Annotated in this window: 20 protein-coding genes and 1 riboswitch; of the genes, 13 read left to right on the top strand and 7 right to left on the bottom strand. The window is 37.6% G+C overall.

Annotation, left to right across the window (positions count from 1 at the left end):
* The first annotated feature begins 76 nt into the window (after positions 1–76).
* Entirely contained in the window at positions 77–529 is a 453-nt protein-coding gene (locus M2M59_RS13075) for a universal stress protein (protein WP_066789814.1), read from the top strand.
* A gap of 47 nt (positions 530–576) precedes the next feature.
* On the opposite strand, the gene M2M59_RS13070 is transcribed toward M2M59_RS13075, so the two are convergent.
* The 3 genes from M2M59_RS13070 to M2M59_RS13060 form a co-directional block, all read right to left on the bottom strand.
* A complete protein-coding gene (locus M2M59_RS13070) occupies positions 577–1,323 on the bottom strand; it encodes an amino acid ABC transporter ATP-binding protein (protein WP_305882084.1) in 747 nt (248 codons plus the stop codon).
* A gap of 15 nt (positions 1,324–1,338) precedes the next feature.
* Entirely contained in the window at positions 1,339–1,998 is a 660-nt protein-coding gene (locus tag M2M59_RS13065) for an amino acid ABC transporter permease (RefSeq protein ID WP_066789802.1), read from the bottom strand.
* A 131-nt stretch (positions 1,999–2,129) separates the two neighbouring features.
* Entirely contained in the window at positions 2,130–2,903 is a 774-nt protein-coding gene (locus M2M59_RS13060; RefSeq protein WP_249774786.1) for an amino acid ABC transporter substrate-binding protein, read from the bottom strand.
* A 269-nt stretch (positions 2,904–3,172) separates the two neighbouring features.
* On the opposite strand from M2M59_RS13060, the gene M2M59_RS13055 reads away from it, so the two are divergent.
* Entirely contained in the window at positions 3,173–3,877 is a 705-nt protein-coding gene (locus tag M2M59_RS13055) for a DUF2935 domain-containing protein (RefSeq protein WP_249776019.1), read from the top strand.
* A 61-nt stretch (positions 3,878–3,938) separates the two neighbouring features.
* Here the strand turns inward: M2M59_RS13055 and cysK are convergent, their stop codons facing one another.
* Positions 3,939–4,862: a cysteine synthase A gene (gene cysK, locus M2M59_RS13050; RefSeq protein ID WP_249774785.1), complete on the bottom strand. Its 924-nt coding sequence runs from the start codon at positions 4,860–4,862 to the stop codon at positions 3,939–3,941.
* A 489-nt stretch (positions 4,863–5,351) separates the two neighbouring features.
* On the bottom strand, positions 5,352–5,882 hold the full coding sequence (locus M2M59_RS13045; protein ID WP_249774784.1) for an AAA family ATPase: 531 nt from the start codon (positions 5,880–5,882) through the stop codon (positions 5,352–5,354).
* Positions 5,883–6,137: 255 nt separating this feature from the next.
* Between M2M59_RS13045 and M2M59_RS13040 the strand changes: the two genes are divergently transcribed.
* The 10 genes from M2M59_RS13040 (at position 6,138) to M2M59_RS12995 (ending at position 16,928) form a co-directional block, all read left to right on the top strand.
* Positions 6,138–6,326, top strand: a complete 189-nt coding sequence (locus M2M59_RS13040; protein WP_066789788.1) for a hypothetical protein — start codon at positions 6,138–6,140, stop codon at positions 6,324–6,326.
* A gap of 219 nt (positions 6,327–6,545) precedes the next feature.
* Positions 6,546–8,294 carry a protoglobin domain-containing protein gene (locus M2M59_RS13035; protein ID WP_249774783.1) on the top strand — a complete coding sequence of 583 codons (1,749 nt, stop codon included), beginning with the start codon at positions 6,546–6,548 and terminating at the stop codon, positions 8,292–8,294.
* A 185-nt stretch (positions 8,295–8,479) separates the two neighbouring features.
* Positions 8,480–9,034, top strand: coding sequence for a VanZ family protein (locus tag M2M59_RS13030; protein ID WP_249774782.1), 555 nt, complete (start codon positions 8,480–8,482; stop codon positions 9,032–9,034).
* A gap of 56 nt (positions 9,035–9,090) precedes the next feature.
* Positions 9,091–9,243, top strand: coding sequence for a Fur-regulated basic protein FbpA (locus M2M59_RS13025; RefSeq protein WP_084246948.1), 153 nt, complete (start codon positions 9,091–9,093; stop codon positions 9,241–9,243).
* A 149-nt stretch (positions 9,244–9,392) separates the two neighbouring features.
* Entirely contained in the window at positions 9,393–11,219 is a 1,827-nt protein-coding gene (asnB, locus tag M2M59_RS13020) for an asparagine synthase (glutamine-hydrolyzing) (RefSeq protein ID WP_066789777.1), read from the top strand.
* Between the two features lie 156 nt (positions 11,220–11,375).
* The gene (locus M2M59_RS13015; protein ID WP_249774781.1) at positions 11,376–12,371 is read left to right on the top strand and encodes a C39 family peptidase; all 996 of its coding nucleotides are present in this window, start codon (positions 11,376–11,378) and stop codon (positions 12,369–12,371) included.
* Positions 12,372–12,500: 129 nt separating this feature from the next.
* Positions 12,501–13,673, top strand: coding sequence for a carboxylate--amine ligase (locus tag M2M59_RS13010; RefSeq protein WP_066791933.1), 1,173 nt, complete (start codon positions 12,501–12,503; stop codon positions 13,671–13,673).
* Positions 13,674–13,676: 3 nt separating this feature from the next.
* The gene (locus M2M59_RS13005) at positions 13,677–14,378 is read left to right on the top strand and encodes a cysteate racemase (RefSeq protein ID WP_249774780.1); all 702 of its coding nucleotides are present in this window, start codon (positions 13,677–13,679) and stop codon (positions 14,376–14,378) included.
* A gap of 86 nt (positions 14,379–14,464) precedes the next feature.
* On the top strand, positions 14,465–15,697 hold the full coding sequence (locus M2M59_RS13000) for a DEAD/DEAH box helicase (protein WP_249774779.1): 1,233 nt from the start codon (positions 14,465–14,467) through the stop codon (positions 15,695–15,697).
* A 1-nt stretch (position 15,698) separates the two neighbouring features.
* Positions 15,699–16,928 (top strand): aminopeptidase, encoded by a 1,230-nt coding sequence (locus M2M59_RS12995; protein WP_249774778.1) that lies wholly within the window; start codon positions 15,699–15,701, stop codon positions 16,926–16,928.
* Positions 16,929–17,199: 271 nt separating this feature from the next.
* Here M2M59_RS12995 and M2M59_RS12990 read toward each other — a convergent pair whose 3' ends face one another.
* Positions 17,200–17,577, bottom strand: a complete 378-nt coding sequence (locus M2M59_RS12990) for a magnetosome magnetite crystal formation protein family (RefSeq protein WP_066789768.1) — start codon at positions 17,575–17,577, stop codon at positions 17,200–17,202.
* Between the two features lie 126 nt (positions 17,578–17,703).
* Positions 17,704–17,810, top strand: a riboswitch (TPP riboswitch).
* Between the two features lie 124 nt (positions 17,811–17,934).
* Here M2M59_RS12990 and thiT point away from each other — a divergent pair.
* Positions 17,935–18,498: an energy-coupled thiamine transporter ThiT gene (gene thiT, locus M2M59_RS12985; RefSeq protein ID WP_147197224.1), complete on the top strand. Its 564-nt coding sequence runs from the start codon at positions 17,935–17,937 to the stop codon at positions 18,496–18,498.
* Between the two features lie 97 nt (positions 18,499–18,595).
* On the opposite strand, the gene M2M59_RS12980 is transcribed toward thiT, so the two are convergent.
* On the bottom strand, positions 18,596–19,306 hold the full coding sequence (locus M2M59_RS12980; RefSeq protein WP_249774777.1) for a nucleotidyltransferase domain-containing protein: 711 nt from the start codon (positions 19,304–19,306) through the stop codon (positions 18,596–18,598).
* Positions 19,307–19,342 lie beyond the last annotated feature (36 nt).

The raw sequence follows: 19,342 nt of genomic DNA, 5'->3' as shown, positions 1-19,342 counted from the left end.
GTCTGAGCTGTTCTATCTCTGATTTGAAATAACTTGAAAAAGGGTATAAATTGAAAAAGAAAAGGGGGAAAATGAAATGATTGGAAATTACAAAAACATACTTATAGGTATTGATGGCTCTAAAGAAGCTGAGTATGCCTTAAAAAAGGGCGTTGAAATCGCTAAACGTAACCAAGCTAAGCTACACTTGGTGAATATCATCGATTCAAGAGCGTACGCTGTATTAGACTCTTATAACCTAACAGATGAACAAAGAAATGCAGAACAATTTGCTAAAAGTCTATTAGAAGGCTACAAAGAAGCAGAAACGGCTGGCGTTTCAGATGTTAATTTAATGGTTGAATACGGCTCACCTAAAACAGCTATCACAGGGGATATTGCTAAACAAGTGGAAGCTGACTTAATTATTTGCGGTGCAACAGGACTAAATGCGGTAGAGCGCTTCTTAGTCGGTAGTGTTACCAATGCGATTGTCCGCACTGCAAACTGCGATGTGCTCGTTGTCCATCCACCATACTTAGAAGATTAATAAAAAAAGTTGGCCACAACTATTTGTTGGCCAACTTTTTAAATGGATTATTTTAAATTCCGGCGCAAAAATGCTTTTGTCCGTTCAAATTGTGGGTTGTCAAAGACTTCTTCGGGTGTGCCTGCCTCCAGGATTTCACCTTGATCCATAAAGAGGACACGATTTGCGACTTCACGTGCAAATCCCATTTCATGCGTTACCACAATCATCGTCATTTGCTCTTTAGCCAATTCTTTCATAACGCTTAACACTTCTCCTGTAAGCTCAGGGTCTAGTGCAGACGTTGGTTCGTCAAACAACAGAATGTCCGGCTGCATCATGAGGGCTCTTGCGATCGCCACACGCTGTTTTTGGCCGCCTGATAGGTTAGAGGGATAGGCAGATGCTTTATCTGCCATGCCTACTTTTTCTAACAATTCCATACTGCGACGACTAAGCTCTTGAGCAGATTCTTTCTTTACAAGCTTAGGTGCCATTTCTAAATTTTCCTTTACCGTTAAATGAGGAAAGAGATTGAAATGTTGAAACACCATGCCCATTTTGGTAGATGCTTTCTTTAAATCTGAAGGTGAGGCATAAGCACCTTTATTTACGAGATATTCACCATCAATATTGATAGTGCCATCATCTATTTTTTCAAGGTGCACCAAGCTTCTGAGCATAGTACTTTTTCCTGAACCAGAGGGACCGATAACGGCTACCACTTCGTTTTTTTGTACATCAAAGGTGATACTTTTTAATACTTCTAGATCGCCAAATGTTTTCTTTAGATTGGTCACTTCCATTATTGCCATATCAATTGCTCCTCTCTATTCAAATGTAAACCGTCGCTCGATCCACTTGAAAAGCAGTGTTAAGATTAGTGTCATGATTAAATAAATAATGCCAGCTATAAAGAATGGCACAATAGTGAAGTCCCGATTTACAGCTGTTTCCGCAAAATGTAATAATTCTGGTACAGCGACTGCATATAAAAGAGCTGTATCTTTAATTAATGTCACAGATTCATTTGCAAGCGATGGGATGGCAATCCGAAACATTTGTGGCAGAATAACACGCACTGTAGTTTGGAACTTGTTTAAGCCCAGTACTTGAGCTGCTTCATATTGGCCTTTATCGATAGCCAATAAACCACCTCGGAATATCTCTGCAAAGTATGCCGCGTAATTTAGGATGAATCCGATACACGCTGCAGTAAAACGGTCTAATACTAAATATTGTCCGATTCCCGGTATCATCGGTAAACCAAAACAAATAATTAATAATTGTAGCAAAAGCGGCGTGCCCCGCATGATATAAATATAAGCTTGGGCTAATAAGGAAAGCAGTTTGATGCTGCTGTTGACAGCTAATGTTAATAAAAACCCAAGCGGAATGGATAGCACAATGGCTATGATAAATAATAATAGCGTCATTTGAGATCCTTGAAGCATTGGCTTTAGAATCGTCAGGATATAATCTAAACTCATGTCATTTCCTCCTATAAGGCTCGCGCGCCTATTGTCCGCACAGCGAAAGCAATTCTTCCTATACGAATAGCATGTTTAAGGAATGGGCACCCAAGCCTCAAAATAAAGGGAGAATCATTTCTTTATTGTTGTTACTTTAACACCTTATCCTCGCCGAACCATTTGTTTGAAATTTTCTTCGCAGTACCGTCTTCGTTCATACTGTCTAAAGCCTTTTGAAGTTTATTTAACAGCTTTTCATTGCCTTTTTTCACACCGACACCATATTCTTCAGGTGATAGCGATTCATCTAATACTTTAAATGTGTCAGGATCTTTGGCCATATAATAATCAATTACCACTTCATCAATAATCACGGCATCTGTTCGACCGCTTTTCAGATCATTTAATGCCATTACATTATTTGCATACTCACTAGTACTTTTGAGAGTAGCTTTAACAGGGCTCGCATCTAAAGCGTCCGCAGCAGAAGATTGAGCTTGCAGACCGACGATTTTGCCCTTTAAATCTTCTAATGAAGAAAGGTCTGTTTTAGCTAGCGTTGCAACGACTTGCGCATTTTTTAGATAAGGTTTAGAAAAGTCTACTTTTTTCTTTCTTTCGTCCGTAATGGTATAACCATTCCAGATTAAGTCAATACGTCCGCTATTTAATTCGGATTCTTTCGCTTTCCATTCAATAGGCTGAATATCTACTTTATAGCCCATTTTCTTCGCAGCAGCTTTTGCATAGTCGATATCAAAGCCTACTAAGTTATTATCTTTATCTCGAAAGCCCATTGGCGCGAATGAGTCATCTACACCGATGGTCAATGTTTTTGAATCAGAACTTGATTTGCTGGAACATCCAGCAAGTATGCCTAGCAGCATAATGGATGTAAGGAAAAGCATGGATAAACGTTTCATATTTCAGACCCCTTGCTTAATAGATTTTTATTTATACTTTAGTACACTAGTATGCTAACACGATAAAATTATAACATCCTTTTGTTTTTGAGTAAAATATTTTTTTAGATTGTTTTTAAGAGCTTAGTAAAAAAGATTGTATAAATTTATACATAGTACAATCCTTCATCACAATAGACTGAGGGTAGAGTGATTTTGAAGGAGTGATAGAGGTCGCTGATTATTTAAAAAGTGCAGTGTATGAACATGACTTTTGGCTAGAAATCCTAATGAATCATGGTCAATTTATTCGTGACTCGTTATATGAATCTGAAAAAGAAGCGATTGAGAAGGCAAAAGGTTTTATCAAGCGTTTTAAGGAGCTTCATGGAAAAGTAAAGACATTAGATATTGCAAGTGCGCCAAGCTTTGCAAGTGAGGCCAATGAAGCAGCAGAGCAATTAAAGCAATTCAAATTCGATATAATTAGACGTCAGTTAGAAGGCAAGATAGGAATTCATTTAACCCCTTCGTTTATTGGACATATGGTGCTGGAGCTAGAAGAGTACCAGAATGTTTTGGGTTATTTAGAAAAAGGAGAAGTTCCGCCCATTTTTCATGAGTTGCACCATCACTTATTATGGTTGAGAGATGCTTATGGGCATGCGGGAACAATAAACGATAATATGGATGGAGTGGAAAAGAGGCTAAAAGAAAAAAGCCATTTGTTCACTCAGCATTTTGAACAGTTTTATTTAAAGGCAGTGGAGTTAACTACTTTTTTACAGGCTAATATAGATTCTTTCCCAGCGTTGAAACGATTTAATAATGAAGTAGACGTTGAAATGAATTTGTTTAAAACATTTTTGCTAGAGTTAGAGGAACACGAGCTAAGTGCAGAAGTATTAAGCAGCTTTACAGCACCCATGGCAGAACATATGGCAAAGGAGGAGCAATACTATTTATTGAAGTTAGCAGAATCGAGAAGTGCATAGGAAGGCAAGAAATAAAGAGATTGAAAAACCCAAGAATACTTGATTCTTGGGTTTTTGATTATTAGTCTTCAAATAAATCGGATGATAAATAACGCTCGCCTGTGTCTGGTGCAATGCAAAGCACTTTAGCAGTAGGTGGCAGCTTTTTAGCTACTTGAACTGCCATAAAGGCTGAAGCAGCACCTGAAGCGCCAACAAAAATACCTTCTTCCGCTGCAAGGCGGCGTGCCATGACTGTAGCATCTTCATCTTCAATATGAAGAATATCATCATAGATATCTCGGTTTAAAATAGAAGGGACAAACCCAGGGCCTGTGCCAGGAATTTTATGCGGTCCAGGTTGGCCGCCAGAAAGAACTGGTGAACCCGCTGGCTCTACTACGTAGATTTTTAAATCAGGCAACTGTTTTTTTAGCTCTTCACCTGTGCCAGTTACTGTGCCACCTGTACCTGCTGTTAAGACAAAGGCATCCAATGAACCATCAAATGTATCTAGGATTTCCACAGCAGTTGTTTTACGATGGGCATCCGCATTAGCTTGGTTATCAAATTGCATAGGAATGAAGCTATCTGGAATGTCTTTTGAGAGACGTATAGCCTCATCGATAGAACCTTGCATCCGAAATTCGGATGGAGTCAAATGAACCTCCGCACCATATGCTTTCATAATTTTAATACGTTCCTTTGTTGCATTATCAGGCATCGTAATGATGCAGGGGTAACCTTTTACTGCACACACCATAGCAAGACCAATTCCTGTATTTCCTGACGTCGGCTCAATGATTGTGCTCTTACCAGGAATGAGTTTTCCTTCTTTTTCAGCTCTTGTAATCATATTGAGAGCTGCACGGTCTTTTACGCTCCCTCCAGGATTAAAAGACTCTAATTTAATAAAGACTTCTGCTCCAGTTGCTTGGGGAATTTTATTCAACTTAACGATTGGAGTTTTTCCGACTAAGTCAAGAATAGAATGATAGTAGTTCATTCTAAAGCCACCTTTCAATACCATTTTCAATTCTTCTAAATCCATTTCAAAAACCTTTACAATAGTGTATTAACGAAATGTGAAATTTTTAATCATTCATAATGTCAATTCATCTCACAGGACAAAAGGCCATCCATTTATTGAAATTGATTCTGTATCTACACCTGCATTTTAATTATTCTTATAAGATTACTATGATATATAGTAATACAGAGAATTTTTATTTTCAATGATATTAAATTATTGAAGTATTCTTTAAACAAAAAGAAAAGGCTTGTTTTGTCAAACAAACCTTTAATATATTCAATTGGATTATGATTGTTGAAGATCTTTTTCAAATAAAACCCCTTAGTATAGGAATGATAAATAGAATGTAGGTATACAGGTTAATAAATTATCTGTATATACCGGTATTCTCACACTTTCATTTGGAAAATTATTCGTATGTATTGTATAAACATATTACTAGTTAATTAGAAATAATTTAGTTTAAAAAAGGCTTAACTTTTCTTTTATTTCTTGAATGATTTCAATGATACTAGCCTTTTCTGTATCTATATACTCTCCAAAATCATATTGATTGTAGGCCTCTAAACATTTATCGGTTTGTTGAAAACACCAGTTGCCTTCTTCCTCTCCACGTAATCTTAACCTTTCGTAAATTGTCTCTTTACTTGCACTCAAACAAAAATGATAGGTTTGATCATCAATACTTTTAAATCCGTTGTAAATGAAACGAAAGTATTCTATTTTCCTAATCGTCATTGGCACGATAAGATTAATCTTATATTTTGTAATTAACCTTTTTGCCACATCAACAGTTAACTCTTTCCATAATTCTAAATCTTGAAAGTCTCCTGTAATGGATTCTGTTCTCTTTATATCAATAGGAATAACATTTCTTAACATATAACCTATCTCTTCAGGGTCATATATCATGCTATGTTCAATTTCGTTTTGAAGCGTATTTGCAATAGTAGTCTTACCCACACCAAATGCTCCATTTATCATTATAATCATTACATCATCTCCTCACTTTCTATTTGTTAATCAAATTATAATTATTTATAAAAATGAATACTAATCTTATTTAAGGCAGGCCTGCTTTTTTGCTTTTTAATTGCTGTTTCTGGGTACTTATTCTATAAATAAGTCCTTGGAAAAATAAATTTGTCCAATTTGTGAATGAATTGTTGACATTTTGTGTCCGACTAGCGTATTATATAGACATAAAGTTGTCACAATTGAACGTTTAAATTAAAGGGGGATGCCAAAATGAATTTTAATGATCTTATCCTAATAGCCGTATATTGCATGAGCATTCCGTTGGTTTGCGCAGTATTCTTCGATGCGTTTTACGCAGAGAAAAAGAGACGTAGCTTTTCATTGAAAAGAGTCTCTGGCTGGTATGCTTTATTCTTTGTTTTATCTTTTGTTCCAACAGTTATGTTTTTTGCATCATAAATATGATTTTAAGTAGGGAGCCATTAAAAATGGCTCCTTTTTTAATGATTGTTACCTAAAACACTATGTAAATAGTGTAAAAAAACTAGATATAAAGTTGTATTAAAGTGGTTAGAACTCCATTATAATAAGGGGAATACGTTCCCTATAGACATAATTTCTTGTTGCTTTTGAATAAATATATAGGGTGTGTTGCTGAAAACGAAGGAGGATCATCTTATGTTTCCAAAGTTAAAAAAACACTATCAATATTTCTCTTCCACACCTGGTACCGATCTTGTCGCCAATGAAAGATTTCAGCGCAAACTTGATTTTTTGGGACTTTCCTCTATTAGGAGGGAAGCGGTAAAAGATTTATGCGACCTGTATATTGAACATCACGAAAAAATCTTGACGAGCTTCTACGAACATTTAATGGCTATTCCAGAGTTTAAAGAAATAATCGATATGTATTCACATGTTGATCGTCTAAAAATAACCTTTGACCGGCACTTCCGTAGCCTTTTCCAGGACGACTTGGATTTACAATATATTTTTGATCGCCGTAAAATCGCGCATACACATGCGAAAATTGGTGTATTGCCAGATTGGATGATTTCAGCATATACCTATATCAATCAAATGATTATTCCACTGATTATTAAAAAGTATAGCCGAGACATTGAAAAGGCAATGGATGTCCTTTTAGCTTATGAAACGTTAGTAAGTATAGACCAGCAAATCATTGTTGAGACCTATATAGAAATACAAGCAAACTCTATTGTAGATGGATTAGGCGAGATTATTTCCTATAATACTAGGCTTGATCAGATTAAGGATTTGAGGGATTTTCAAGAAATTCAAATGCAAAACGTCATGGTTGTAAATGAAGCGATGGAACAATTAGAAGCGGGTATAGAAGAAGCATCTTCATCTATCCAACACATCACCTATGACACGCAAACAGCATTGAAGGAATTGAATAAAGGTATTAGCTCGTTACAATCAGTACAAGAGTTGCTAGCAGTAACAGATGAAGGTCAAGGAAGCGTTAATGAACATGTCTCAGATTTGGTTAGTACAGTCAATAATGTCTCTCAGCTGGTAAAATTTATTCAAGACCTAGCGGAACAGACAAACCTACTTGCATTAAATGCATCGATTGAAGCCGCAAGAGCAGGAGAGGCTGGTAAAGGTTTTGCCATTGTAGCAGAGGAAGTAAGAAAACTGGCAGATCATACAAAGATCTCTGTTAAGTCTGTGCATGAAGACATTCAAAAGCTCTTAATTACTACAAAAAAGATTAATGAATTAACAACTAAATCAGCAGAAGATTTACATATTGGCTCCCTTGAAGCAACAGGCATTACAAAGACATTAGCTGCTTTGAATGAAAACCTACAAGATCAAGGTGAAAATATCGAAGATGTCGCTTCAGCCTCTAAGCAGCAAGCTACCGCTGCTAATGAAATCGTAGACAGGATACGCAATATTGCTGAGCATGCTGTGAAAAGCAAAGAATTATCCCACACAACGGGAGAAATCATTTATACACTTAGCAAAATGATTATTGATTATCGTACAAATACCATTTCAAAGAACTTTATTATCAGCCAAGAAGATGTGATATCACTAGCTATTACCGATCATCTGCTCTGGCGTTGGCGTATCTACAATCTACTTAGCGGTTTTGAACAATTGAGCGTCGAGGATATTGGAACGCACAAAGAATCACGGCTTGGTGAATGGTATGATGGAATGGGCAGAGAATTGCTTGGAGATGAACCTGCATTTAAGGAATTAAAAATACCACATGAACAAGTACATGAAATCGCAAAATTGGCCATAAATGCTTATAACGCTAACAAGAATCAACTTGCAGAAAAATATTTAGCTGAATTGGAAGCTTGTTCGCAAACTGTGATTGAAAAATTAGAATCACTTAAAGAGGTAATTCTTTCAAGAAAAGCCCCATACCTAACAAAATAAAATAGTAGGAAGTTAGTGCTGTAACGTAGGGAAGTAGTTCTATCTTTCTTAAAAATCCAATTTTATTAGAGATATTTATGGTGAGCACGCAACCTAATGTTATATAATTTGTCCTGTTAGATAGAGAGAAATGAGTGAAGAAGTTGTCTTATATACTTCAATACACACTTGATATGCTAATTGTTATGATGATTGCTGTACCCTTTGTTATTTTCATTCGTTTACGGATGAAAAGAAAACAAAAGGCCTCTCAACGTAATCCGCTTCGTGAAGCAGGAATAATTATTTTTGGGATTTATTTAGTGGGCTTGTTTTATGAAACCATAATCCCTAAAAATGGCGTTAGCTTTAGCTATGCGGAAAAGCGAATCACGGATACCGATTCTTTAGGAATCAATCTCCATTTGTTTCGTGTATTCACAGATGTATATAACGCCATCCATTATTTAGGTTTATGGCAACCGTTTTTTATTAACTTTCTCGGGAATATCGCTATTTTTATGCCCATTGGATTTCTTCTTCCAATGTTATGGCGGAAAATGGAAAAATTCTTCTATTTATTGATCGTCGGATTTTGTTTATCCCTTTTTATTGAAACGATGCAACTTCCCCAGTACCGAAGCACAGATGTTGATGATTTATGGCTTAATACGTTAGGCGCTCTATTGGGTTTTCTGGTTTATCACCAACTAGTTAAAAGAATGCCTTGGCTGAAAGAAAAATTCAAAAGAAGAGTTTAAATAAACTTCAAGATGGGGAAAGTTTAAATGGCATTAATGTTAAGAGGAGATACAGCATGAATAAGCAATCAACAATCGAAGAAGAACAAAAAAAAGATGATCTAATAGATAACCTAATGAAGCTTGGTGTATTCAAGCTGCAAGATCTGCAACTTTACCAAGTTTCATTGGAAGTTTTGAAGAAAGAATATAAAAAACGGACAAATTAACGGATTGCTACTCAGTGGCAATCTTTTTCGGTATGTAAGGGTACATATAAATGGAAAAATAGAGTATAATCAAGAGATGTCGAAAGTTGTCAATGACATTGGCTAAAACATGAATTAAAGTGAATTGATATAGATAGGAGATATTAAATATGTGTGGATTTACAGGATTTATCGGTGAGGTTTCAAACCCTGGCCTTGTACTAGAAAATATGATGAACCAAATTATACACCGCGGCCCGGATTCAGCGGGAGACTTTACAGATGGACTAGCAGCTCTTGGATTCCGTCGTCTTAGTATTATTGATGTAGAGCACGGCAGCCAACCGCTTTATAATGAAGACCAATCATTAGTATTAATTTTTAATGGTGAAATCTATAACTTCCAGGAAATTAGAGAAGATCTTCTTGCTTGTGGTCATACGTTTAAAACGGATACAGATAGTGAAGTATTGATCCATGGGTATGAAGAATACGGCCCTAAGCTTGTCCAAAAGCTACGTGGTATGTTTGCTTTTGTGATCTGGGATCGCAATAAAAAGCGCTTATTCGCTGCACGTGATATGTTCGGTATTAAACCTTTCTATTATGCACATATGAATGGAACGCTATTATTTGGCTCTGAAATTAAGAGTTTCTTGCCTCATCCGCATTTTGAGAAAACATTGAATGAAAAAGCATTAAAACCTTATTTAACATTCCAATTCCCTGTATTGAATGAAACTTTCTTTAAAGGTGTATTCAAATTGCCAGCAGCTCATTATTTGACTTTTGAAGATGGCAAGTTAGAAGTGACACGTTATTGGGAACCAAAATTCCATCCGGAAGAACGTCCTCTTGATGAGATTGTCGATGAGATCGATGACACTGTCCGCGACTCTATTAAAGCACATGAATTTTCAGATCCAAATGTTCAAGTGGGTTCATTCTTATCATCTGGTGTTGACTCAAGCTATGTAGCTTCTGTATTAAAACCGGATAAAACTTTCTCAGTTGGTTTCAGTGCACAAAACTTTTCTGAAATTGATAATGCAAAAGAATTATCAACTGAATTAGGTATCGAAAATATTAATGAAGTACTTGATCCTGAAGTTTGCTTCAATAAATTAGATGAAATTCAATATATGATGGATGAACCACATTCTAATCCCTCTATCGTTCCACTTTATTTCTTAGCAGAATTAGCACGTAAACACGTGACAGTTGTATTGTCTGGGGAAGGTGCAGATGAATTATTCGGTGGTTATGCAGAGTATGATGAAACACCTTCTATGCGTAAATATAAAAAAATACCTCAATTAATTCGTCGTCCAATTGCAGAAGTAGCTAAAGTTTTGCCTGAACTTAGAGGCAAACACTTCTTAATGCGCGGAGGTCTACCAGTAGAGCAAACATTTATTGGACAAGCGCATATCTTTGAAGAAAAAGAAGCGACTGAGATATTGGCAGATCGTTACAATCATGCGCCTACTGTAGAAGACTTAGTAATGCCTGTTTATAAAAAAGCTGCAGGTGAAGATGATTTAACGAAAAAACAATTGCTAGATTTGAATTTATGGTTAGTAGACGACATTTTATTGAAAGCAGATAAAATGAGTATGGCGCATTCTATTGAATTGCGTGTACCATTCCTTGACCGTGAAGTTATGAAAGTAGCATCTAAAGTGCCATCACGCTACCGTGTCAATGAACAAGATACAAAATTTGCTTTCCGTAAAGCTTCAGAACGTGCATTACCATCAGAATGGGCAAACCGCAAAAAAATCGGGTTCCCTGTGCCTATCAGACTTTGGCTGCAAGAAGACAAATACTTCAACAAAATTAAAGAGGCTTTTGAATCGCCAGTTGCAGCACAATTCTTTGATCAACAAGCAATCGTTCAATTATTAACAGACCATTACGAAGGAAAAGCGAAAAACCAACGTAAAGTATGGACAATCTATATGTTCCTAGTATGGTACAACAAATATTTTGGCTAATATTCCCTTTCCCTATAAATTGCAATCTAATCAGTGTACCTGATTGAGTGTTCCAGTTGGGCATACAGGCAACAATTCACCGACCCTTATCATTAGCTTAAATGGTAGGGGTCGGTCCCTGATGCCTGTTATCCGGGATATAAAAGGATGTTATGCATGTTAAAGAGAAGTATAATGCCTCGGCATGTGCTCCTCTTTTGCTTTATATTGCTTTTTTCCGTTTATCTAAGCGGTTGCAGCAGTGTATTTCCAGCAAAAGAGGGAGAGCAGGATGAGGGCATAAAAGTGTTGACCGTCGCCTTTGGGAGCAGAGAACCCATACCCAATACAAAGGTAATCGTCCGTGACTTAGATACAGACAAATTAATTACCACTGCAATTGGGAACAGTGAAGGCGAATTGACGTTACATTTGGAGAGGAATCGCAGGTATTTGTTCATCCCCTCACATGAGGATTTTAAGAACGAAGAAACAGCGAATGTCTCCAAAGTGATTAAGATTAAAGATGATACAACTTATGTGGTTCTGGAAACCTACAATCAAGAAGATAAAGCAATGGACGTGCCTGTTGTTCTGCAAAAACCTGAGCTTCCTCACGGATGTGAAATAACTGCAATGACCGCAGCATTCAATTATTATGGTCTAAACTTGTCTAAAGTAAAGATGGCTCGCAATTACTTGCCTACACAGCCATTAATTAATCGTGACGGCAAACGAATAGGCCCTGACCCGGCAAAAGCATATGCTGGTGATCCAGCTAATGTGAATACAGGTACCTATGTGTTTGCTAAAGTAATTGAAAAAGCAGCGAAGAAAGTATCAAAGGATTATCATGCAGATATTCAGGTACAAAACCTCACAGGCGCAAGCAAGCAGAAGATTATTAGTACTGTCAAACAGGGCATCCCTGTCATGATGTGGGTAACACTCGATTTAACTAAGCCACAAACAAAGGAAGGCTGGTATATCGAGGGAACCATGAAAAAAATGTCCATGTACCGTAATCTGCATGTTGTGGTGCTTACAGGTTACGATGATGGAAAGGTCATTGTAATGGATCCATTGCACGGTTATGTATCACATTCCGCGTCCAAGTTTTTTGCGAGTTATAAAGACTTAGGCAAGCAAGCAATAGCTCTTAAGAAACACTAAAGCAAATCTATTCGTATATTCGTGATATAAATGAAAATATGGTACACTAATGGCATTAAAATAAGAAATTAAGTGAGATGATCAGCGTTGGCAAAACAACCATTTTTACCTATATTAATCGGCTCAGATATGAACGCCTATGGCATGGCTCGCTCATTCTATGAAGCATACGGCATTAAGCCCATTGTGGTCGGCCGAGCACATTTAACAGCAACACAAAATAGCCGTATACTCCATTTCAGACAAGTTCCCAACCTAAAAGAGAACTTCCTAGAAGAGATGAAGAAAATTGCAAAAGAATATAGAGACCAAAAATTGCTTCTTATGGGATGCGGCGATGACTATGTCAAACTTATTATTAAAAATAAACCTGCCCTAGAGGAGCATTTTACCGTTCCATATATTGATGAAGCGTTGATGGACCGTATTTTGTTAAAAGAAAACTTTTATAAAATATGCGATCAATATCAATTTAGTTATCCGAAAACAGACACATGCACATATGAAACGCATGAAAACTTTGAAGTGAAATTCAACTACCCCATTATTATCAAGGCATCAAACTCAGTCGCATATTGGGCTTGCGAATTCCCGGGCAAAAAGAAAGTATTCTTAGCACAGGATGAAGCGGAAAAAGATGCGATTTTAAAAGCGATATACAGTTCGTCGTATAAAGATCATTTAATCATCCAAGAATACATTCCAGGTGATGATTCCTATATGCGTGTTTTAAATGCTTATGTTGCAACAGACGGCAAAGTAAAATTAATGTGTTTAGGAAATCCAATTTTAGAAGAGCATACACCAGAAGGAATTGGAAGCTATGCAGCAATCATTTCGACATATGATAAAGAGCTTCTTGACCAAGTGCGTTATTTCTTAGAGGATATCGGCTTTACTGGTATCGCCAACTTTGATATGAAGTATGATGAACGTGACGGCAAGTATAAATTATTTGAAATCAATTTACGTAACGGTCGAAGCAGCTACTATGTGACTGCTGCTGGCTACAACTTAATGCAATATGTAGCAGATGACCGAATGCTGCATCTTGAACAAGAGTGCACATATGCGCAAAATGAGCATCTTTGGACCATTATTCCAAATGGCGTACTGTTCAAATATGCAGAAAATAAAGAGCTTAAAGCAAAAGCGCGTAAGCTAATCCAAGAGGGCAAATCAACCAACTCGCTGTTCTACAAAGAGGACATGAACTGGAAACGTTGGATCAAACTAACGTTGAACAGTCTGAATTATTATCGCAAGTACAAAAAATACTTTAACAAAAAAGGTTTGTCATAAGAAATGGACAAGTTAGTACTGGGGATTATTGGCGGGGTTGGGCCGCTTGCAACGATGCTACTCGGAGAAACCATTGTAAGAAGAACAAAGGCGTTTAGCGACCAAGAGCATATGCACTTTATTATCGATAATGATACGCGCATTCCAGACCGGACAGCATTTATCCTTGATCAGACACAGGCTAGCCCGCTTCCTTTTATGGCGGAAGATGCAAAAAAACTAGTGAATGCTGGAGCGGAACGAATTGTTATTCCTTGCAACACAGCACACTACTTTTACGATGAATTGCAAAAGGAAACAAAGGTACCGATTTTGCATATGATTCGGGAGACAGCTAAAAAGGCAAAGCAGCTTCAAGCAAAACGTGTGGGGATACTTGCTACAACAGGAACACTTTCGTCGAACTTATATCAAGAAGCTTTAGTCCAAGAAGGTCTTGAACCGGTTGTTCCAGATGAAAAATTGCAAAAGCGCTTGATGTCTATTATCTACGATCATGTGAAGGCAGGCAAAATGATATCAAAATCAGTTTGGCAGCCAATCGAGGATGAGATGAAGAAAGCAGCTTGTGATTATATCATTCTAGGATGTACAGAGCTGTCAGTTGTAAACCGTTCTTTAGCGCTTGATAATCGATATATCGATGCGCTTGTCGTGCTTGCAGAGCGTGCAATCGAAAGCTGCGGCTATGAGTTAGCGGATTAGTATAAAACTTTTCTTAGGAATTTAAAGGGCCCGTCTACAGAGGCGGGCGTTACATACATTAGAAAAAGAAAGAAGGTGCAGGCATTATGGCATTTTTAGATTTATTAAATGAAGATTTACAGCAAAAATGGAAGTTTCCATCTACAATGCCCATTCAAGAGCAGATGGTAGAAGCATTTTTGGAGGGAAAAGATGTAGTAGCTGAGTCTCCTACAGGAACAGGTAAAACGTTAGCGTATCTGTTGCCGATTTTACAAAAGGTAGATGGTGCTAAAAAGGCAACTCAAGCCCTTATTGTAGCTCCATCGCAAGAGTTGTGCATGCAAATCGTAGAGGTGATCCGTACATGGATTGCTGGCACAAATATTACTGTAGTCCCTTTGATTGGCGGTGCAAATCCACAACGCCAAATTGAAAAGCTAAAGAAAAAGCCAACGATAGTTGTAGGAACGCCAGGACGTTTAAATGAACTTATTACAAGCAAAAAACTAAAATTGCATGAAATTAACATGATTGTTTTAGATGAAGGGGACCAACTATTAAGTCGGGATTATCGTGTTATCGTAAAAGGCTTTATAGATGGAGCAGCTCATGGCAGACAAGTAGCTGTGGTGTCTGCAACGGTAACAGAAGAAATTGAGCTTGTGGCAAATAGAATGCTTCATGATCCGGTACGCATCAAAATAGCAGCAACAGAGGTTCCAGCAAGCGGTAAGGTCGAACATTCCTTCATAAAAATAGAGGAACGAGATAAGACAGAACTATTGCGAAAACTGTCAAACCTTTCAGGGTTGCGTGGACTAGCTTTTATCAATAACTTAGACCAAGTGATGATGAAAGAATCAAAGCTAGGTTTTCGCAATGCGCCGATTGTAGCCTTGCATTCTGAGATGAAAAAAGAGGAAAGAAAATCAGCGATTGAACGTTTCCGCAAGGGTGATGCGCGCGTCCTTCTCGCTACAGATATTGCGGCAAGGGGCTTAGATATAGAGGGGCTAACACATGTTATTCATGTCAACGTGCCATTCACAAAAGAGCAATATATCCACCGTTCAGGCAGAACAGGAAGAGCTGGCAATAGCGGGGAAGTACTTACATTACTTGCACATCATGAAGAACAAGCATATCTAAAACGCATGAGAGAATTAGAAATTGAGCCAGTTGAGAAAAATTGGTCAAATGGCCAATTAAAAGAGGGAAAGGCAGAAGCCAAACCTAACAAAGGGAATAAACGCTATTCAACGAATGGTACAAATGCAAACAGAAAAAACAAGGGCGATGGGAAGAAACCTTATCACGCAAAGAAAAGAGGGAAATAATATGACGTTTGAAGAGAAGCTAGAACAATTTGCTGAGCTTACAGTAAGAGTGGGCGCAAATATACAAAAGGGTCAAACCATGTTAATCAATACAACAACAGAGACAGTTGAATTTACAAGATTAGTGGCAAAAAAAGCGTATGAAGCAGGGGCTGCACGCGTAACGGTTAATTTTTCAGATGATGTGATTGACCGCGCTTTTTACGACAATGCACCAGCTGATGAATTTGCTAAATTTCCACGCTGGATCAGTGAACAACGAGATGAGTTGATTGAGCGTGGGGGTGCTCTTTTGTGGATTGATGCGCAAGATCCGGATAACCTTACGGGAGTGCCAGTTGAAAAACTATCCGCACAGCAAAAAGCATCAGGCAAAGCGCTTGAAAACTATCGCGATGCAGTGATGAACGACAAGATTGCGTGGTCTATTATTGCTGTACCATCGAAGAAATGGGCTGCAAAAGTATTCTCTGATTTAAAAGAAGAAGAGCAGCTGCCAGCATTATGGGAAGCGATCTTCAAAACGGTTCATATTGGTGAAGGAAATGCTGTAGACAACTGGGAACAACATTTGAAAAACCTAGATGCGAGAGCAGATCTTTTAAACGCAAAACGTTATCAAAAGCTGCATTATAAAGCGCCTGGCACTGATTTAACAATTGAATTGCCAGATAAGCATATTTGGTGCACAGGTGCGAGCCATACACCTGCTGGTTCTTCGTTTGTAGCAAATATGCCAACAGAAGAAGTGTACACAATGCCATCAAAATACGGTGTGAACGGCTTTGTATCGAATACAAAACCGCTTGTTTTCCAAGGTAATGTTATCGATCAATTTAAGCTGACATTCGAAGGTGGAAAGATTGTAAAAGCTGAAGCAGAGGTTGGTCATGATTTGCTGCAAGAATTAGTCAAAGCGGATGAAGGTTCTAAGTACCTTGGCGAAGTTGCTCTTGTACCACATGAGTCGCCTATCTCTGCATCAAATATTCTTTACTACAATACGCTTTTCGATGAAAATGCCTCTAACCACCTGGCGATTGGCGAAGCTTATCCGACATGCTATGAAGGTGGAAGCAGCCTGACAAAAGAGGAGCTCGAAGAAAAAGGTATTAATACATCAATTACTCATGAAGACTTCATGATTGGTAGCGGAGAAATGGATATCGACGGCGTTCTAGCAGACGGTACAGTTGAGCCTATTTTCCGCAATGGCAGCTGGGCATTTTAAGTAGTCATGCTTAGGTGTTGCTATACCTTTTAATCTCAACTTAAAGTTCATATAAAAAAACGCCGTATTCCACAGAGAATACGGCGTTTTTAGTGATTATTTTTTCATTGCTTTTTTATCATGTCTTGCATCAATCACTTTTAAGATGATTGGATAAACAACTGGTGCGATTTTGATTACAGTTTTTATTACTTTTCGTAATTGCATATAGTAGCACTCCATTCATTGATGAGCTTGTGTATATTTAACTAATAGCCATATTAACAGTATTTTAAACTTTGAGTACTTTAATTCCTTGTACAATATTCCAAATGAACACGCCTAGCGAAAGGATAGCTTCTACAACAATAAAGATAAGCCATGCTCCCATAATCCACATACCATCATTGGACGATGCATCTGGACTCCCTGTTTCAAATGAATAACTATAAAAACCGGCTCCAGCCACCACGGCCATAAATATAATGACGCCAATAATGGTAGGGACCAGAAGAAGAAGGTGAGAGAGTAAGGCGCGCTTAGCATGCCTTTTCACTTCTTGTTCCTTTACAGCAAAATACACGATGACGGGCAAGATAAATCCAGCAAAAAATATACTAAAATAACACAAAGAAGAGATTACACGGTTATTATTGTTTTCCAATTCCAATTTTGACACCTCCATATATCTATACATACGCACAGGGCTCACTGAAAGATTCAGAAAGATGAAAATTACCATGGCAATTTAAAATCAAATCAAGTACAATAAATGTGTTCAATTAAATACTGATGTATCGACCACGAGGGGAGCCGCAAATGGGCGGCTGAGAGTGAATCCGAAATTCTAACCCTTTGAACCTGTAAGTTAATGCTTGCGTAGGAATGTGGATAGAGACCGACTTATTTCGATGTTAGGGCTATCCTAATGTCGTTTTTTATTTGGGTGGAAATCTTCTGGAATACTTGTTTACGGGAATACGCTTTAGGCAAGAGTGGGCTGCATCGAAATACGGGAGGAAGTATATTGAATAAGAAACGTTTATTAATGATGATTGAAATCGCCATATTTGCAGCAATCGGATTTGTATTGGATAAGCTGTCCTTTAGTCTATGGCCACAGGGCGGTTCTATTAGCCTTGTAATGGTTCCGATTGTACTGATGGCATTTCGTTGGGGGACAATGGCTGGACTCGTTACAGGGCTATTAATTGGCGGATTGCAAGTGTTAATAGGGGGCGCCTATGTGTTAACGCCTTTGCAAGGCTTCATCGATTATTTCTTTGCATTTACAGCTGTAGGCTTAGCTGGTGTGATGCGAGGAATGATGATTGCTGCCAACCGACGTGGCCAAACTGGCAAAATGATCGTTGCTATAACAATTGGAACATTTATTGGCGGATTATTAAAATATGCAGCACATACATTGGCGGGAATCGTGTTCTTTGCTGAATATGCAGGAAAGCAAAATGTATATTGGTACTCTATTGTGTACAACGGCTCTTATATGATTCCTGCTATTATTTTAACGATTATTGTCGTTGCGCTGCTCTTTAAGTCTGCGCCACGAATAGCTAACCCGAAAAATTAATGAGGGAAGACTGCTAATTACATTAAGAATTCGTCTTGGTATTAGCAATACAATGAACAAACGCTCAGATACATTCTGAGCGTTTTTATTTATTAGGTTATTTTCCTAAAGAGAAGCCTTCAAATAATCTTCCACCAAATGGTTGAAGGACTTGATCAGTCAGGCATACAATCTTACCAATATCATTTGATTTATAATATGCGTCGAATGCTTCAACAAATTCGTTTGCAAGTTTCTTGTCATGATGAACTAATGAACGATAAACCCATTTTGATGTACCAATCCATTTGCCATTACTTCGAAGGATGAATTCACTAACTAATTCGCTGAGTGTGCTCGCAATAAAAATGCCTTCAGCTCTATTTTGACAACCGATTAAATCATCTAACACATCCGTAACAAAATATCGCTTTATGTCCATTGTTTCTTTTGTCCAATCTTCTGGCCCTTGTTCTATTAAGTCTTTGGCTTCCTTTCTAATAGCCGATAATACTCCTGTATCTTTTAAAATTTTGCCCTCACTTACCATTCTTGGCATTGTAGGCCTTCCTTCTTTACAATCACTTACAAAAAAGAAACGATAAGACTTCAAATTATGAACAAACAGTTCAATATTCCATCCAAATTCAATAAGGGACTCACGATAAGAAAAAGGAAAACTTTTGTCAAATATGATGATATCTAAATCAGAAGTTTCAGTTGCTTGTCCTCGAACAACACTCCCAGCTAAGATAGCTCCCTGACAATTATGAAAATGTTTTTCAACAAACTGTAAGGCTGCTTCTAGTGGATCAAGTCTATTCTTCATATAATTTCCACCCTTCTTGTTTTAAGGTATCTTCTT

The sequence above is a fragment of the Rummeliibacillus sp. G93 genome (assembly GCF_023515935.1).
Classification (GTDB): Bacteria; Bacillota; Bacilli; order Bacillales_A; family Planococcaceae; genus Rummeliibacillus; species Rummeliibacillus stabekisii.
Note: the sequence above shows the minus strand (reverse complement) of the source record. Positions and strands in the feature narration are given on the sequence as shown.

What these genes read in the sequence shown, in the direction of transcription:
- M2M59_RS13035 (WP_249774783.1), top strand. Translation starts at nt 6,546, where the DNA reads ATGTTTCCAAAGTTAAAAAAACACTATCAATATTTCTCTTCCACACCT.
- M2M59_RS13045 (WP_249774784.1), bottom strand. Translation starts at nt 5,882, where the DNA reads ATGATTATAATGATAAATGGAGCATTTGGTGTGGGTAAGACTACTATT.
- M2M59_RS13060 (WP_249774786.1), bottom strand. Translation starts at nt 2,903, where the DNA reads ATGAAACGTTTATCCATGCTTTTCCTTACATCCATTATGCTGCTAGGC.
- M2M59_RS13025 (WP_084246948.1), top strand. Translation starts at nt 9,091, where the DNA reads ATGAATAAGCAATCAACAATCGAAGAAGAACAAAAAAAAGATGATCTA.
- M2M59_RS13055 (WP_249776019.1), top strand. Translation starts at nt 3,173, where the DNA reads ATGAATCATGGTCAATTTATTCGTGACTCGTTATATGAATCTGAAAAA.
- M2M59_RS13065 (WP_066789802.1), bottom strand. Translation starts at nt 1,998, where the DNA reads ATGAGTTTAGATTATATCCTGACGATTCTAAAGCCAATGCTTCAAGGA.
- M2M59_RS13030 (WP_249774782.1), top strand. Translation starts at nt 8,480, where the DNA reads ATGATGATTGCTGTACCCTTTGTTATTTTCATTCGTTTACGGATGAAA.
- M2M59_RS13010 (WP_066791933.1), top strand. Translation starts at nt 12,501, where the DNA reads ATGAACGCCTATGGCATGGCTCGCTCATTCTATGAAGCATACGGCATT.
- cysK (WP_249774785.1), bottom strand. Translation starts at nt 4,862, where the DNA reads ATGAACTACTATCATTCTATTCTTGACTTAGTCGGAAAAACTCCAATC.
- M2M59_RS13000 (WP_249774779.1), top strand. Translation starts at nt 14,465, where the DNA reads ATGGCATTTTTAGATTTATTAAATGAAGATTTACAGCAAAAATGGAAG.
- M2M59_RS13015 (WP_249774781.1), top strand. Translation starts at nt 11,376, where the DNA reads ATGTTAAAGAGAAGTATAATGCCTCGGCATGTGCTCCTCTTTTGCTTT.
- M2M59_RS13075 (WP_066789814.1), top strand. Translation starts at nt 77, where the DNA reads ATGATTGGAAATTACAAAAACATACTTATAGGTATTGATGGCTCTAAA.
- M2M59_RS12995 (WP_249774778.1), top strand. Translation starts at nt 15,699, where the DNA reads ATGACGTTTGAAGAGAAGCTAGAACAATTTGCTGAGCTTACAGTAAGA.
- asnB (WP_066789777.1), top strand. Translation starts at nt 9,393, where the DNA reads ATGTGTGGATTTACAGGATTTATCGGTGAGGTTTCAAACCCTGGCCTT.
- M2M59_RS12980 (WP_249774777.1), bottom strand. Translation starts at nt 19,306, where the DNA reads ATGAAGAATAGACTTGATCCACTAGAAGCAGCCTTACAGTTTGTTGAA.
- M2M59_RS13070 (WP_305882084.1), bottom strand. Translation starts at nt 1,323, where the DNA reads ATGGCAATAATGGAAGTGACCAATCTAAAGAAAACATTTGGCGATCTA.
- M2M59_RS13040 (WP_066789788.1), top strand. Translation starts at nt 6,138, where the DNA reads ATGAATTTTAATGATCTTATCCTAATAGCCGTATATTGCATGAGCATT.
- M2M59_RS13005 (WP_249774780.1), top strand. Translation starts at nt 13,677, where the DNA reads ATGGACAAGTTAGTACTGGGGATTATTGGCGGGGTTGGGCCGCTTGCA.